This is a genomic window from Pseudomonas sp. GM24, from assembly GCF_000282235.1.
GTDB lineage: Bacteria > Pseudomonadota > Gammaproteobacteria > Pseudomonadales > Pseudomonadaceae > Aquipseudomonas.
Genome location: NZ_AKJR01000082.1, coordinates 71 through 16,866 on the forward strand (window position 1 = coordinate 71; position 16,796 = coordinate 16,866).

Consider the following 16,796-nt stretch of genomic DNA (forward strand, 5'->3'; position numbering starts at 1 on the left):
TAGGGTGAGGGGCTTTTGACCTCAGGCTTTACGCCAATTCAAAATCACCAGCGTCAAAACCCCCGCGACAATCCCCCAAAACGCCGAACCAATGGAAAACAACGTCAGCCCCGACGCCGTGACCATAAAGGTAATCAACGCCGCCTCCCGTTCCTTCACCTCGGCCATGGCAATGCTCAAACCATTGATGATCGAACCAAACAGCGCCAGCGCGGCAATCGACAGCACCAATTCCTTCGGCAGCGCGGCAAACAGCGCTGCCAACGTGGCGCCGAACACCCCGGCAATCCCGTAGAAAATCCCGCACCAGACCGCAGCGGTGTAGCGCTTGTTGCGATCCTCATGGGCATGCGGCCCGGTGCAAATCGCCGCGCTGATGGCGGCGAGGTTGATGCCGTGGGAGCCGAACGGCGCCAGTAATAGTGAAGCGATGCCGGTGGTGGTGATCAGCGGCGAGGCCGGGACGTTGTAACCGTCGGCGCGCAGGACGGCGATGCCGGGCATGTTCTGCGAGGTCATCGCGACCACGAACAGCGGAATGCCAATGCTGATGGTCGCTGCCAACGAGAAGTGCGGCGTGGTCCACACCGGCGTCGCCACTTCCAGATGAAAGCCGCTGAAATCCAGCAGCCCCATGAAGCCAGACAGCGCGGTGCCGATCAGCAGCGCGGCGAGCACGGCATAACGCGGCGACAGACGCTTGACCAGCAAATAAGTGAAGAACATTCCCAGCACCAGCCCGGTGCGATGCTGCGCGGCAACGAAGATTTCGCTGCCGATCTTGAACAGAATCCCCGCCAGTAATGCTGCCGCCAAGGAGGCCGGGATCTTTTTTACCAGGCGTTCGAAGCTGCCGGTCAGGCCGCAGATCGTCACCAGCACGGCGCAGGTGATGTAGGCGCCAATGGCCTCGCCATAACTGACGCCGCCGAGGCTGGTGATCAGCAACGCTGCGCCCGGTGTCGACCAGGCGATGGTGATGGGCGTGCGATAACGCAGCGAGAGGCCGATCGAACACACCGCCATGCCGATCGAGATCGCCCAGATCCACGAAGAAATCTGCCCGCTGGTCAGGCCCGCCGCTTGCCCGGCCTGGAACATCAGCACCAGCGAGCTGGTGTAGCCGGTCATCATCGCAATGAAACCGGCGACGATGGCCGACGGCGAGGTGTCGGAGAAGGGCCGCAATTGAGTGTGCGTGGCGTCGTTCATGACGGCGGTGTTCCTTATACCAATGAAGATGTCCGCCATAGCGCTAACCCTTGTAGGAGCTGCCGAAGTCTGCGATCTGTTGATCTAGCTTCTCAAAATCAAAGTCAAAAGATCGCAGCCTTCGGCAGCTGCTACAGGGTAGGTGGTGTTCTGGCAGCGGATTCTGCGATCAAGCCTAAACTCAAACGTAACGGATCGTTGCAATACAGCGGAGGTCACAAACAGCCATACAGTCGTGTTGCCACCATCCATTGTGTACAATCGCGCTGTTTTTTACGCGATACTTGCCAGCGACCTACTGTGCCGTATTACAGTCACGGTCTATTCGCCGCAGTTCTCCCGACTCGAGTGCCCATGAACGAACAGTTGCAACCCCTCAAGAAACAACCGCGAGCAGGCAAAGCCGGCCGCAGCGGTACCCAGGACGATATTGTCTACGCGCATATCTTCGAGGCCATCCTCGAACAGCGTCTGGCGCCCGGCACAAAATTGAGCGAAGAAGCGCTGGGGGAAATCTTCGGGGTCAGCCGCACCATCATTCGCCGCGCGCTGTCGCGTCTGGCCCATGAGGGCGTGGTGCTGTTGCGGCCGAACCGTGGCGCCGTCGTCGCCAGCCCGAGTGTTGAAGAGGCGCGTCAGGTGTTTCTCGCTCGCCGTCTGGTCGAGCGCGCGATCACAGAGTTGGCCGTGCAACACGCCACCGCCGAGCAGATTGCCGAGTTGCGCCAGATGGTCAACGACGAGCGCGACAGCTTCTCGCGCGGTGATCGCGGCGCCGGTATTCGGCTGTCGGGCGAATTCCACCTGAAACTGGCGGAAGCGGCGATGAACGCCCCGTTGATCAGCTTCCAGCGCAGCCTCGTTTCGCAGACGTCGCTGATCATTGCCCAGTACGAAAGCGGCAACCGTTCGCACTGCTCGTATGACGAACACACCCAGTTGATCGACGCGATCGAGAAACGTGACGGTGAGTTGGCGGTGAATCTGATGATGCATCACATGGATCACATCGACAGCAAGCTCAACCTCGATGAGGAAGGCGCGTCGGATGATCTGCATGCGGTGTTCTCGCATTTGTTGCAGACCAAGAAGCCGGGGCGCCCTGCGGCCAAGCTCTAAATGACACCGAGTCGCCCCAATCGCTGGCAAGCCAGCTCCCACAGGGAGTTGTGGGGTTCACCAAATCTGCGATACATCGAGAAACCTGTGGGAGCTGGCTTGCCAGCGATAGCAATCTGACAGGCAACAAAAAATCCCCCGGGGTACACACCACCGGGGGATTTTTTATGCCTTGGAAAAGCTTAGCGCTGATGCACCAAAGCACCTGCCGCATACGTCTGCTGCACCGTGCGGTCATCGCCCAGCGTCATCAGAACAAACAACGTTTCGGCAATGTTGTTGGCCTGCTTCAAGCGGTAGCTCAGCAGCGGTGTGGCGTTGTAATCGAGCACCAGGAAGTCAGCATCCGAACCCGGTTGCAGGTTGCCGATCTTGTCTTCCAGACGCAGCGCCCGCGCGCCGCCCAGCGTCGCCAGATACAGCGACTTGAACGGGCTCAGTCGCGCACCTTGCAGTTGCATCACTTTGTACGCTTCGTTCAGTGTTTGCAGCAGCGAGAAACTGGTGCCGCCACCGACGTCAGTGCCCAGACCGACATTGAGTTTGTGCTTCTCGGCCATCGGCAAGTTGAACAAGCCGCTGCCGAGGAACAAGTTCGAGGTCGGGCAGAACGAGATCGCCGAGCCGGTTTCCGCCAGGCGCGCGCATTCGTCGTCGCACAGGTGCACGCCGTGGGCGAATACCGAGCGCTCGCCGAGCAATTGGTAGTGATCGTAAACGTCGAGATAGCCCTTGCGCTCCGGGAACAGCTCCTTGACCCACTCGATTTCCTTGAGGTTTTCGCTGATGTGGGTCTGCATGTACAGATCCGGGTATTCGCTCAGCAGTTGCCCGGCGAGGGTCAGTTGTTCCGGAGTACTGGTCGGCGCGAAGCGTGGAGTAACTGCATAGTGCAGACGACCCTTGCCGTGCCAGCGCTCGATCAGCGACTTGCTTTCGACGTAGCTCGATTCGGCGGTGTCGGTCAGGTAGTCCGGCGCGTTGCGGTCCATCATCACCTTGCCGGCGATCATGCGCAGGTCGAGCTTTTCGGCGGCTTCGAAGAACGAGTTTACCGACTGCGGGTGCACGCTGCCGAAGACCAGCGCGGTGGTGGTGCCGTTGCGCAGCAGTTCCTTGATGAAAATGTCCGCGACCTCATCGGCGTGGGCCTTGTCGCCGAACTGGCTTTCGCACGGGAAGGTGTAGGTGTTCAGCCAGTCGAGCAATTGCTCGCCGTAGGCACCGACCATGCCGGTTTGCGGCAGGTGAATGTGGGTGTCGATGAAGCCCGGGGTGATCAACGCGTCCTGGTAGTGCTCGATTTCGATGTCCGCCGGCAACGTCGGCAGCAAATCACTGGCGTGGCCAAGGGCGCTGATCTTGCCGCCATCGACCACCAGCAGGCCGTCCTCGAAATATTCGTAGGAGGCTTCGATCCCGACTTCGGCGGGGTCGGCGATGCTGTGCAGGATGGCGGCGCGGTAGGCTTTGCGAGTCAGAGGCATGAGGGTTCTCTAATCAGTTTGAGGCTTTGAGTTTGGTCGCCTGACTGCGCCGCGAAACCGGCAGCAGTTTGGCAATCGGTTCGGCGCTGGCAGTCTGCTGGCCGAAGTTGGCGTTGTAGGTGGCGATGATTTCGCCGGCGATGGAGATGGCGATTTCCACAGGCAGTTTGCCTTTGACTTCGCCGATGCCCATCGGGCAGCGCATGCGTTGCACGCCGCCGCTGTCGAAACCGCGATCACGCAAACGGTGTTCGAACTTCGCGCGTTTGGTCTTCGAACCGATCAGGCCGAAGTAGGCGAAGTCGTTGCGCTTGAGGATCGCGGCAGTGAGTTCAAGGTCGAGCTGATGGTTGTGGGTCATGACGATGCAATAACTGCCGGCGGGCAGCTCATCGATTTCATCCACAGGCTCTTCGGAAACGATTTTACGCACGCCGTGGGGGATCTGTTCGGGGAATTCGGCCTCGCGCGAATCGATCCAGCGCACCCGGCAGGGCAGGCTGGCGAGCAGCGGCACCAAAGCGCGGCCAACGTGACCGGCACCGAACACGGCGATTTGCGCCTGCACCTGGCCCATCGGTTCGAACAGCAACACGGTGGCGCCGCCGCAGCACTGGCCCAGGCTGGCGCCAAGGCTGAAGCGCTCCAGATGAGTGTCCTGCTTGCCGCTGGCGAGCATGTCGCGGGCGATCTGCATGGCTTTGTATTCCAGATGCCCGCCACCAATGGTGTCGAAGCTCTGGTTAGCGCTGATGACCATTTTCGAACCGGCGTTGCGTGGCGTCGAGCCGAGTTCTTCGATGATCGTCACCAGCACACAGGGTTCGCCCTGGTTCTGCAGGTCGGCGAGGGCGTCGATCCAGTTGTACATAGTTCACCCCTACAACATCGTTGTCTGTTCGGGCCTCATCGCTGGCAAGCCAGCTCCCACAGGATTTGCGGTGTAACGCCTATCGGTTAAACGCCACAAAAACCTGTGGGAGCTGGCTTGCCAGCGATTGGCCGCGCCTCGGTCTTTAGAGCGGAGCCAGCTCGGTTTCAGCTTCAACGGCTTTCACCGCTTTCAGCTGACGCATCTGCTCGCAACCCCATAACACCCGCTCCGGCGTCGCCGGCGCATCGATCTGCGGCTGATGCTTGTAATCACCGAGGCTTGCCACCGCATCCTTGATCGCACACCACGAAGCAATCCCGAGCATGAACGGCGGTTCACCGACAGCCTTGGAATGGAACACGGTGTCTTCCGGGTTCTTGCGGTTTTCCACCAGTTTCACCCGCAGATCCAGAGGCATGTCCGCCACCGCCGGGATCTTGTAGCTGGCCGGGCCGTTGGTCATCAGCTTGCCTTTGTTGTTCCAGACCAGCTCTTCCATGGTCAGCCAGCCCATGCCCTGGATGAAGCCACCCTCGACCTGACCGATGTCGATGGACGGGTTCAGCGAGGCGCCGACGTCGTGAAGAATGTCGGTGCGCAGCATCTTGTACTCGCCGGTCAGGGTGTCGACGATCACTTCGCAGCACGCCGCGCCGAAGGCGAAGTAGTAGAACGGACGCCCACGCGCCTGGCTGCGGTCGTAGTAGATTTTCGGAGTCTTGTAGAAGCCAGTGCTCGACAGCGACACCTGATTGAAATACGCCTGCTGGATCAGCGCTTCAAAGGTCAGGATATGGTCGCGAACACGCACATGGCCGTTGTGGAATTCAACGTCTTCTTCAGTGACTTTGAAGTGACGGGCAGCGAATTCGATCAGGCGTTTCTTGATGATTTCCGCCGCGTTCTGCGCCGCTTTACCGTTCAAGTCGGCACCGCTCGACGCTGCCGTCGGCGAGGTGTTCGGCACCTTGTCGGTGTTGGTCGCGGTGATCTGCACCCGATCGATTTCGACCTGGAACACTTCGGCCACGACCTGCGCGACTTTGGTGTTCAGGCCCTGACCCATTTCCGTGCCGCCATGGTTCAGGTGGATGCTGCCATCGGTGTAAATGTGGATCAGCGCGCCGGCCTGGTTCAAGAAGCTGGCGGTGAAGGAAATGCCGAATTTCACCGGGGTCAGCGCTAGGCCTTTTTTCAGGATCGGGCTGTTGGCGTTGTAGCGACGAATGGCTTCGCGGCGCTCGTGGTACTGGCTGCTTTCTTCCAGTTCGGCGGTCATCTCTTCGAGCATGTTGTGCTCGACGGTCTGGTAGTAGTGGGTGACGTTGCGCTCGGTCTTGCCGTAGTAGTTGGCCTTGCGCACCGCGAGTGGGTCGAGTTGCAGGTGACGAGCAATCGCGTCCATCACTTCCTCGATCGCGACCATGCCTTGCGGACCACCGAAACCACGGTAAGCGGTGTTCGACGCGGTGTTGGTCTTGCAGCGGTGCCCGTTGATGGTCGCATCGCCGAGGTAGTACGAGTTGTCCGAGTGGAACATCGCCCGGTCAACGATCGACGCGGACAAGTCCGGCGAGCAGCCGCAGTTGCCGGCCAGATCCATGTTGATCCCGTGCAGGCGTCCGGTGCTGTCGAAGCCGACGTCGTATTCGACGTAGAACGGGTGACGCTTGCCGGTCATCAGCATGTCTTCGACGCGCGGCAGGCGCATCTTGGTCGGCTGACCGGTGAGGTGCGCAACCACCGCGCACAGGCACGCCGGGCTGGCGGCTTGAGTTTCCTTGCCGCCGAAACCACCGCCCATGCGGCGCATGTCGACGACGATTTTATTCATCGATACGTCGAGCACTTCGGCGACCAGTTTCTGCACTTCGGTCGGGTTCTGCGTCGAGCAGTAGACGATCATGCCGCCGTCTTCGGTGGGCATCACCGAGGAGATTTGTGTCTCCAGATAAAAGTGTTCCTGACCGCCGATGTGCAGCGTGCCTTGAATGCGATGTTCAGCGGTCGCCAGTGCCGAGACCGAATCGCCGCGCTGGTGGGTGTGGCTGTCGAGCACGAAATGGCGTTTGCGCAGGGCTTCGACGACGTCCAGCACCGGCTCGAGATCTTCGTATTCGATGATCGCCGCCATCGCGGCTTTGCGCGCGGTTTCCAGATCTTTCGCGGCGACGGCGAGCACCGGTTGACCGACGAATTGCACGTCATCGATGGCCAGCAGCGGGTCGCCCGGCAACAATGGGCCTATGTCTTTCAGGCCCGGCACGTCTTCGTGGGTGATGGCGATGCGCACGCCTTCGAAGGCGTAGCACGGCGAGGTGTCGATGCTGATGATTTTTGCGTGGGCGCGGTCCGACAGGCGTGCGTACAGGTGCAACTGGTTGGGAAATTCCAGGCGGTCATCGATGTACTGCGCCTCACCAGACACGTGCTTGGCGGCGCTGTCGTGCTTGACGCTGCGGCCGACACCGGAGGTCAGGTCCTTGGCGAACAATTCAGCCAGTTCAGCTTGAGTTTTCTCTACGCCGTGATGGTTAGACATAAGCGGTCACCCGAGTCTCGATGTGCGGTGTTTGCAGTTCGATGAAGTATTTGCGCAGTAGGTTCTGCGCGCTGAGCAGGCGATATTCCTTGCTGGCGCGGAAGTCCGAGAGCGGGGTGAAATCTTCCGCCAGTGCAGCGCAGGCGCGCTCGACCACGGCGTTGTTGAACGGCGCACCGATCAGTGCGGCTTCACAGTGGGCGGCGCGTTTCGGGATCGCGGCCATACCACCGAACGCCATGCGCGCATCGGTGATTACGCCGTTTTCGACGCGCAGGTTGAACGCGGCGCAGACGGCGGAGATGTCGTCGTCCAGACGCTTGGAGACTTTGTAGGCACGGAACAATTGCTCGGCGCTGGCGCGCGGCACGATGATCTTCTCGATGAATTCACTTTCCTGACGGGCGGTGACTTTGTAGTCGATGAAGTAATCCTCGAGGTTCAGGGTGCGGCGGGTTTCGCCTTTGCACAGCACCACCTGCGCGCCGAGGGCGATCAGCAGCGGTGGCGAGTCACCGATCGGCGAGGCGTTGCCGATGTTGCCGCCGAGGGTGCCCTGGTTGCGGATTTGCAGCGAGGCGAAGCGGTGCAGCAGTTCGCCGAAATCCGGGTACTCGGCGTTCAACGCTTCGTAGCAGTCGGAGAGGGCGGTGGCGGCGCCGATTTCGATGCGGTCTTCGAAGGTTTCGATGCGCTTCATTTCGGCGACGTTGCCGACATAGATCATCACCGGCAAAGTGCGGTGGAACTGAGTGACTTCCAGTGCCAGATCGGTGCCGCCGGCGAGCAGGCGCGCTTGTGGGTACGCGTCATAAAGGTCGGCCAGATCAGCGACGGTCAGCGGCACCAGGCAGCGTTTGTCGCCGCTGTTGAGTTCGCCGATATCGGTCGGGGCGATGGCTTTCAGGCGGGCGATGGTTTCCGCTTCGCGGGCATCGAACTGATCCGCTTGCTTGCCGCAGCAGGATTGTTCGGCAGCGGCCAGAATCGGCCGGTAGCCAGTGCAGCGGCAGAGGTTGCCGGCCAGCGCTTCGTGGGCCTTGGCCTGATCCGGTGCATCGCTGTTCTTTTGCAGGGCGAACAGCGACATGACGAAGCCGGGGGTGCAGAAACCGCACTGCGAGCCATGGCACTCGACCATGGCTTTCTGCACGCTGTGCAGTTCGCCTTGGTGTTTGAGGTCTTCCACGCTGATCAGTTGTTTGCCGTGCAACGACGACACAAAGGTCAGGCACGAGTTGAGGCTGCGATAGCGAATGTGTTCGCGGCCAGCGTCATCCGTCTGTAACTCGCCGACCACCACGGTGCAGGCGCCGCAGTCACCGCTGGCGCAACCTTCTTTGGTGCCGGACTTGCCCACGTGTTCACGCAGGTAATTGAGCGCAGTCAGATTCGGGTCCAGGGCGTGCTCGCTACGGAGTTCCTGGTTAAGTAAAAACTGGATCACGGAAGGCCTCGCAGACTCATTATTGTTGTTAACCGACGTGAACCGAATTTAGCAGGTCTGACTTTTCGGTCAATGGTTTTCTGACTTAAAGGTCAGGAAAATGCGTTTCGTCGATCAACTACGTGTCTATTCAGTATTGACCCTCATTGGATCCCCTGCTTTTTTGCGGGAATCGTGCCAAAAACCGCTGAGTGGGCACTCCGCCATGACCGTGCATTTGCGCTACACTGCGCCGCTTGTGCAGATCGATAGAGTTTGAAGGACAACCATGACGTTCAAGGCGCCGGACAGCCTCGCCGAGCAAATCGCTCACCACCTCGCCGAACGCATCATTCGTGGCGAAATGAAGCCGGGAGAGCGCATCCAGGAACAGAAGGTCACGCTGGCGCTGAACGTCAGCCGCGGTTCGGTCCGCGAAGCCTTGTTGATCCTCGAACGCCGCCACCTGATCGCGATCCTGCCGCGTCGTGGCGCGCACGTCACCGAACTGACGCCGCACAAGGTGCAGAGCCTATGCACGCTGATGAGCGAGTTGTACATCCTGCTCGGCAATTCGGTGGCCAATGGCTGGCAAGTGCAGTCGGACATGGCGCCGTTCGTGCAGATCCAGCAGCGCCTGACCGCCAGCTACGAGCGTCAGGACATCCGCAGCTTCGTCGATGAAAGCTTCGCCGTGATGCGCGCCGCCTATCCGTTCGCCAACAACCCGTACCTGCAAGAGACCGTCGAGAACCTGCAACCGGCGATGAGCCGCGCCTACTTCCTCGCCCTCGAACAGCGCAAGGCTTCAATGAGCGAGTTCCTCGAACTGTTCGAACGCCTGCTGGCCGCCGTGCTTGCTCGTGATTTACCGCAGATCCGCATCGTGCTGACGGCTTATGCCCAGCGCAGCTGCGATCTGGTGGTTTCCGCCCTGACGGTTGCCTAAGCGTGCGGCTCAAGTGCATCAAACTGGCGGGATTCAAATCCTTCGTCGACCCGACCACGGTGAACTTCCCCAGTAACATGGCGGCGGTCGTCGGGCCGAACGGTTGCGGCAAGTCGAACATCATCGACGCCGTACGCTGGGTGATGGGCGAAAGTTCGGCGAAGAACCTCCGTGGCGAGTCGATGACCGACGTCATCTTCAATGGCTCGACCAGCCGCAAACCGGTGAGTCAGGCCAGTATCGAACTGGTCTTCGACAACTCCGATGGCACCTTGCTCGGCGAGTACGCGGCCTACGCGGAGATTTCCATCCGCCGCAAAGTCACCCGCGACAGCCAGACCACCTATTACCTCAACGGCACCAAATGCCGTCGTCGCGACATCACCGATATTTTCCTCGGCACCGGTCTCGGCCCGCGCAGCTATTCGATCATCGAGCAGGGGATGATCTCCAAGCTGATCGAGTCCAAGCCTGAAGACCTGCGTAACTTCATCGAAGAAGCGGCCGGCATCTCCAAGTACAAGGAGCGTCGCCGCGAGACCGAAAACCGTATCCGCCGTACCCACGAAAACCTCGCGCGTCTGACTGACCTGCGCGAAGAGCTCGAGCGTCAACTCGAGCGCCTGCACCGCCAGGCCGAAGCGGCGAAGAAGTATCAGGAATTCAAAGCCGAGGAGCGTCAGCTCAAGGCGCAACTGTCGGCCTTGCGCTGGCAGGATCTCAACGATCAGGTCGGCCAGCGCGAGTCAATCATCGGTACCCAGGAAATCAGTTTCGAAGCCTTGGTTGCTGAGCAGCGTAATGCGGATGCGGCCATCGAACGCCTGCGTGACGGTCACCATGACCTGTCCGAGCGCTTCAATCTGGTGCAGGGGCGCTTCTATTCGGTCGGCGGCGACATCGCCCGGGTCGAACAGAGTATTCAGCACGGCCAGCAACGTCTGCGGCAGTTGCAGGACGACTTGAAAGAAGCCGAACGCGCACGCCTGGAAACCGAATCGCACCTGGGCCACGACCGCACGTTGCTGCTGACCCTCGGCGAAGAGCTGGACATGCTCACCCCCGAGCAGGAAGTCACCAGCGCCGCCGCCGAAGAAGCCGCTGCCGCGCTGGAAGATTCCGAATCGGTCATGCACGGCTGGCAGGAGCAGTGGGACGCTTTCAACCTGACCGCTGCCGAACCGCGTCGTCAGGCCGAAGTGCAACAGTCGCGCATCCAGCAGCTGGAAACCAGCATGGAGCGTCTCGCCGACCGGCAAAAACGTCTCGGCGAAGAGCGCGCGTTGCTTTCGGCTGACCCGGAAGACGCGGCGATCATGGAACTCAACGAGCAGCTCGCCGAGTCGGAAGCGACCCTCGAAGACCTGCAGACCAGCGAAGAAGCGCAGGTCGAAAAGCTTGAACAACTGCGTCAGGAATTGCAGCAGGCGTTGACCGCGCAACAACAGGCGCAGGGCGATTTGCAGCGTCTTAACGGTCGCCTCGCGTCCCTCGAAGCCTTGCAGCAAGCCGCGCTCGACCCGGGCACCGGCACCGCCGAATGGCTGAAGGAACACAACCTCGCCGAGCGCCCGCGCCTGGCCGAAGGCCTGAAGGTTGAGGCCGGTTGGGAATTGGCGGTGGAAACCGTGCTCGGCGCTGACCTGCAAGCGGTGCTGGTCGACGATTTCAGCGGTTTCGATTTATCCGGTTTCACCCAAGGCGATCTGCGCCTGCTCAGCCCGGCCAGCGATGGCGTGCGCGTCGCTGGCAGCTTGCTCGACAAGGTCGACGCGCAGATCGATCTGTCGCCGTGGCTCGGTCAGGTCAAACCGGTCGACAGCCTTGAACAGGCTTTGGTCTTGCGCGGGCAGTTGAGCGCTGGCGAGAGTTTGATCAGCCGCGACGGTTACTGGGTCGGCCGGCATTTCTTGCGCGTGCGCCGGGCCAGCGAAGCGGAAAGCGGCATGCTCGCCCGTGGCCAGGAAATCGAAGCGTTGCACCTCGAACGCGAAGAGAAAGAAGCCACGGTCGAGGCCATGGAAACCCGTCTGCAAACCCTGCGCGCACAACAGCGTCAGCAGGAAAACGGCCGCGAACATTTACGTCGTTTGCTGCAAGACGAAGCGCGTCAGCAAGGTGAACTGAAAGCGCAGTTATCTGCCGGCAAAGCCAAGGCCGAACAGTTGACGCTGCGTCGTACCCGTCTTGATGAAGAACTGGTCGAGCTCGGCGAACAGCGCGAACTCGAGCACGAACAAATCGGCGAAGCGCGCATGCAATTGCAGGAAGCGCTGGATGCCATGGCGCTGGACACCGAGCAACGCGAATTGCTGTTGGCTCAGCGCGACAGCCTGCGCGAACGCCTCGACCGCGTGCGTCAGGAAGCGCGGCAGCACAAGGATCACGCCCATCAATTGGCCGTGCGTCTTGGCTCATTGCGCGCGCAGCACGACTCCACGCGCCAGGCGCTGGAGCGTCTGGAAATGCAGGCCGAGCGCCTCACCGAAAAACGCGAACAGTTGAGTCTGAACCTGGAGGAGGGCGAGGCGCCGCTGGAAGAGCTGCGTCTGAAACTCGAAGAACTGCTCGACAAGCGCATGACCGTCGATGAAGAACTGAAGACCGCGCAGATCGCTTTGGAAGATGCCGATCGCGAATTGCGCGACGCGGAAAAACGCCGGACGCAGGCCGAGCAGCAATCGCAGCTGATTCGCGGTCAACTCGAACAGCAGCGTATGGAATGGCAAGCCCTGACCGTGCGCCGCAAGGCCTTGCAGGATCAATTGCTCGAAGACGGCTACGATCTCAACGGCGTGCTCGCGACATTAACCGCGCAAGCCAGTGAACGCGAAGCCGAAGAAGAACTCGAACGCATCAATGCGCGGATTCAGCGCCTGGGTGCGATCAACCTCGCGGCCATCGACGAATACACGCAACAGTCCGAGCGTAAGCGTTATCTGGATGCGCAGGACGCCGATCTGGTCGAAGCGCTGGAGACCCTGGAAAACGTCATTCGCAAGATCGACAAGGAAACCCGTAACCGCTTCAAAGATACCTTTGATCAGATCAATGGTGGTTTACAGGCGCTTTTCCCAAAAGTTTTCGGTGGCGGGCGCGCGTATTTGGAACTGACGGGCGAAGATCTACTCGATACAGGGGTAACGATCATGGCGCAGCCGCCAGGGAAGAAGAACAGCACCATCCATTTGCTCTCCGGGGGGGAAAAAGCCCTGACGGCGCTGGCACTGGTTTTTGCCATCTTCAAATTGAACCCGGCGCCGTTCTGCATGCTCGATGAGGTTGACGCGCCACTGGATGACGCTAACGTTGGACGCTACGCACGCTTGGTTAAGGAGATGTCGCAGACCGTGCAGTTCATCTATATCACCCACAACAAGATCGCCATGGAAATGGCCGAGCAGTTGATGGGCGTGACGATGCATGAACCGGGTTGTTCGCGACTGGTAGCCGTGGATGTCGAGGAGGCGATGGCGATGGTGGACGCCTGAGTCAGCGTGGTGTCGGAAAGGTAATTTGGTGTTGTAGGACTTTTTTACCGGGTTCGACTTGCTGGCCAATCGACATATTCGCGCAAGCCAATGAGACAGACGGTGTAAAGTTGTCTTTGGTCGTGCTAGTTTAATGTCAATTTTTCGTATACGTGGGCAAAACGCCTGTCAGAACATAGAGTTGGCGCCACGTTTTAAAGCGGTTTGCACAATGTAAACCCCTTATTTTTCAGCATTTTTTATAGAGGCACGGGATTACATGGAAATCGGTCTGCGCGAGTGGCTGATCGTCATCGGCATCATTGTGATAGCCGGTATTCTTTTCGATGGCTGGCGCCGTATGCGCGGCGGCAAGGGAAAACTGAAATTCCGTCTTGACCGAAGTCTGTCCAACCTGCCGGACGAGGACACCAGCGCTGAGCTGTTGGGCCCGGCCCGTGTTCTGGACAACCATAAAGAACCACAGCTGGACGAACACGATCTGCCGTCGGTGAGCATGCCGGCTCGCGAAGCACGCGAGCCTCGCGAATCCGGTTCGAAACGTGGCAAGCGTGGCAGCAACGGTCCGGCGCAGGGTGATCTGAACCTCGACCTGGATCTGGACGGCGGCCCGAGCTTCAGCAGCCGTGACGACGATTTCGCCGAAGACACCAAGCCTTCGCCGGCGGTGGTCGACAAAGACCAGCCGCAAGCTGAAGAAGTGCTGGTGATCAGCGTGATCTGCCGTGACGCTGCCGGTTTCAAAGGCCCGGCATTGTTACAGAACATCCTCGAAAGCGGTTTGCGTTTCGGCGAGATGGATATTTTCCACCGTCACGAAAGCATGGCCGGCAACGGTGAAGTGCTGTTCTCCATGGCCAATGCGGTCAAGCCGGGCATCTTCGATCTGGACGACATCGACCATTTCAGCACCCCGGCGGTGAGCTTCTTCCTCGGCCTGCCAGGCCCGCGTCATCCGAAGCAAGCCTTCGACGTGATGGTGGCCGCAGCTCGCAAGCTGTCGCAGGAACTGAACGGCGAACTGAAAGATGATCAGCGCAGCGTCCTCACCGCGCAGACCATCGAGCACTACCGTCAGCGCATCGTCGAGTTCGAACGCCGCGCACTGACCCAGAAGCGCTAAGGCCAAGATCAAAAGATCGCAGCCTCGTTTCACTCGACAGCTCCTGCAGGATTGCGATGTCTGCAGGAGCTGCCGAAGGCTGCGATCTTTTGCTTCTGCTGCCAGAGATAGATGAATTAGAGCAGCCTCGGCTGCTCTTTTGCTTTATGAGAGAACACCCATGACCGCCGCCAAAAACCGCATTCTCGAGCTGCGCGCTGAACTCGATCAGCACAACTACCGTTACCACGTCCTCGACGAGCCGAGTATTCCGGATGCCGAGTACGACCGGTTGTTCCACGAGCTCAAGGCGCTGGAAGCGGCCAACCCGGAGCTGATCACCAGCGACTCGCCAACTCAGCGCGTCGGCAGCGTGGCGCTGACCGCGTTCACTCAGGTGCGTCACGAAGTGCCGATGCTCAGCCTCGGTAACGCCTTCGAAGAAACCGACATGCGCGAATTTGATCGCCGCGTCACCGAAGGTCTGGATCTGCCGGCCGGCGATCTGTTCGGCGGCGGTGCGGCGGTGGAGTACAGCTGCGAACCGAAACTCGATGGCCTGGCGGTCAGTCTGCTTTATCAGGATGGTGTGCTGGTACGCGGCGCCACGCGCGGCGACGGCACCACCGGTGAAGACATCAGCGTCAACGTGCGCACTGTGCGCAACATCCCGCTGAAATTGCACGGCGAAGGCTGGCCGGCGACCCTGGAAGTGCGCGGTGAAGTGTTCATGTCCAAGGCTGGTTTCGAGCGTCTTAACGCCTCGCAACTGGAAGTCGGCGGCAAGACCTTCGCCAACCCGCGCAACGCCGCCGCCGGCAGCTTGCGTCAGCTCGATTCGAAGATCACCGCCAACCGTCCGCTGGAATTCTGCTGCTACGGCATCGGCCAGGTTTCCCACGACATCTCCGACACGCACATCGGCAACCTCAAGCAGTTGCAGAAGTGGGGCATGCCGATCAGCCACGAGCTGAAACTGGCCAAGGGCATCGGCGAATGCCTGGACTACTACCGCGACATCGGCGAGCGCCGTAACTCGCTGGCTTACGAAATCGACGGCGTGGTGTTCAAGGTCAACAGCATTGCCGATCAACGCGAACTGGGCTTCCGCGCCCGCGAACCGCGCTGGGCGATCGCGCACAAATTCCCGGCGATGGAAGAACTCACGGAACTGCTCGACGTCGAGTTTCAGGTGGGCCGTACTGGCGCTGTTACGCCGGTGGCACGATTGAAACCGGTCAAGGTTGCCGGCGTCACCGTGGCCAACGCCACGCTGCACAACATGGATGAAGTCGCGCGTCTTGGCCTGATGATCGGTGACACAGTGATCATCCGCCGCGCCGGTGATGTGATTCCGCAAGTGGTGCAAGTGGTCATGGATCGCCGTCCGGAAAACGCGCGCGCGGTACAGATTCCAGAGAGCTGCCCGGTGTGCGGCTCGCACGTCGAGCGCACGCAACTGATCAAACGCAGCAAGGGCAAGGAAACCGTCAGTGAAGGCGCTGTGTATCGCTGCGTGGGTCGACTGGCCTGTGGTGCGCAACTGAAGCAAGCGATTATTCACTTCGTCTCGCGCCGGGCGATGGACATCGAAGGCCTGGGCGACAAGAGCGTCGAGCAGTTGGTCGATGAAGGTCTGGTCAGTTCGCCGGCCGACCTGTATGCGCTGAAGTTCGATGACATCGTCGATCTGGAAGGTTTTGCCGAAGTCTCCAGCAACAAGTTGCTCGCGGCCATTGAAGACAGCAAGAAGCCGGGGCTGGCTCGTTTCATCTATGCGCTGGGCATTCCCGATGTCGGCGAGGAGACGGCCAAGGTGCTGGCGCGCTCGCTGGGTTCGCTGGAGCGTGTGCAGCAGGCGCTGCCGCAAGTGCTGACCTACCTGCCGGATGTCGGTCTGGAAGTAGCGCACGAGATTCACAGCTTCTTTGAAGATGCGCATAACCAGCAGGTCATCACCGAGTTGCTGGGGCATGGTTTGCAGATTCAGGATCAGGGTGAGCTGGGCGCCGAGTTTGCCGCCAGCACCACACTGGGTGGCTTCCTCGACAAGCTGCACATTCCTTCGGTCGGCCCCGGCGGCGCGCAGAAACTGGCGGACAAGTTCGGCTCGCTGGAAGCGGTGATGAATGCTGACTGGCTGGACATGCGTCAGGCCTTGCCGGAGAAGCAGGCGAATTCGGTGCGCGAGTTTTTTGCACTAACTGAGAACCGGCAACTGGCTGAGGCATCCGAAAAGCAACTGCGCGATTTCGGCATGCACTGGCAGAGCGAGAAGAAAATCGTCGAAGGTTTGCCGCTGTCCGGCGAGACCTGGGTGCTGACCGGCAAGGTTGAGTTGATGAGCCGTGATGTCGCCAAGGAACACCTGGAAAGCCTTGGCGCCAAGGTTGCCGGCTCCGTGTCGGCGAAGACTCATTGTGTGGTTGCAGGCCCCGGCGCCGGCTCCAAACTGACCAAGGCCAATGAGCTGGGCGTGAAGGTCATGGACGAAGAAGCGTTTATCGCCTTCCTCAAAACCCATGGCCTGAACGTTTGATCGTTCCCACGCTCCCGCGTGGGAATGCCGCCCCGGACGCTCCGCGTCCGCTGTG

Annotated in this window: 10 protein-coding genes; 5 read left to right on the forward strand and 5 right to left on the reverse strand. The window is 60.2% G+C overall.

Features of this window, described 5'->3' with window-relative positions:
- Nucleotides 1–21: 21 nt before the first annotated feature.
- Complete coding sequence (locus PMI23_RS12225; protein WP_042704944.1) at nucleotides 22–1,212, reverse strand: benzoate/H(+) symporter BenE family transporter; 1,191 nt, start codon at nucleotides 1,210–1,212, stop codon at nucleotides 22–24.
- Nucleotides 1,213–1,566: 354 nt separating this feature from the next.
- Here PMI23_RS12225 and PMI23_RS12230 point away from each other — a divergent pair, with 354 nt between their 5' ends.
- Entirely contained in the window at nucleotides 1,567–2,331 is a 765-nt protein-coding gene (locus tag PMI23_RS12230; protein WP_007918375.1) for a GntR family transcriptional regulator, read from the forward strand.
- 182 nt (nucleotides 2,332–2,513) lie between these two features.
- On the opposite strand, the gene guaD is transcribed toward PMI23_RS12230, so the two are convergent.
- From guaD to xdhA, 4 genes are all read right to left on the reverse strand, one after another.
- Complete coding sequence (guaD, locus tag PMI23_RS12235; RefSeq protein WP_007918377.1) at nucleotides 2,514–3,818, reverse strand: guanine deaminase; 1,305 nt, start codon at nucleotides 3,816–3,818, stop codon at nucleotides 2,514–2,516.
- Between the two features lie 13 nt (nucleotides 3,819–3,831).
- Nucleotides 3,832–4,689: a xanthine dehydrogenase accessory protein XdhC gene (gene xdhC / locus PMI23_RS12240; RefSeq protein WP_007918381.1), complete on the reverse strand. Its 858-nt coding sequence runs from the start codon at nucleotides 4,687–4,689 to the stop codon at nucleotides 3,832–3,834.
- A gap of 145 nt (nucleotides 4,690–4,834) precedes the next feature.
- Nucleotides 4,835–7,234, reverse strand: coding sequence for a xanthine dehydrogenase molybdopterin binding subunit (gene xdhB / locus PMI23_RS12245; protein ID WP_007918382.1), 2,400 nt, complete (start codon nucleotides 7,232–7,234; stop codon nucleotides 4,835–4,837).
- Nucleotides 7,227–8,681: a xanthine dehydrogenase small subunit gene (xdhA, locus tag PMI23_RS12250; protein ID WP_007918383.1), complete on the reverse strand. Its 1,455-nt coding sequence runs from the start codon at nucleotides 8,679–8,681 to the stop codon at nucleotides 7,227–7,229. Before xdhA ends, xdhB begins: the two co-directional genes overlap by 8 nt.
- A gap of 268 nt (nucleotides 8,682–8,949) precedes the next feature.
- Here xdhA and PMI23_RS12255 point away from each other — a divergent pair, with 268 nt between their 5' ends.
- The 4 genes from PMI23_RS12255 to ligA all read left to right on the forward strand — a co-directional run bounded on the left by PMI23_RS12255 (nucleotide 8,950) and on the right by ligA (nucleotide 16,741).
- Nucleotides 8,950–9,609, forward strand: coding sequence for a GntR family transcriptional regulator (locus PMI23_RS12255; RefSeq protein ID WP_007918384.1), 660 nt, complete (start codon nucleotides 8,950–8,952; stop codon nucleotides 9,607–9,609).
- Nucleotides 9,610–9,611: 2 nt separating this feature from the next.
- Nucleotides 9,612–13,100 (forward strand): chromosome segregation protein SMC, encoded by a 3,489-nt coding sequence (gene smc / locus PMI23_RS12260; RefSeq protein ID WP_007949843.1) that lies wholly within the window; start codon nucleotides 9,612–9,614, stop codon nucleotides 13,098–13,100.
- A 259-nt stretch (nucleotides 13,101–13,359) separates the two neighbouring features.
- A complete protein-coding gene (gene zipA, locus PMI23_RS12265) occupies nucleotides 13,360–14,223 on the forward strand; it encodes a cell division protein ZipA (RefSeq protein WP_007916269.1) in 864 nt (287 codons plus the stop codon).
- A 160-nt stretch (nucleotides 14,224–14,383) separates the two neighbouring features.
- Entirely contained in the window at nucleotides 14,384–16,741 is a 2,358-nt protein-coding gene (gene ligA, locus PMI23_RS12270) for an NAD-dependent DNA ligase LigA (RefSeq protein ID WP_007916270.1), read from the forward strand.
- The last annotated feature ends 55 nt before the right edge of the window (nucleotides 16,742–16,796 follow it).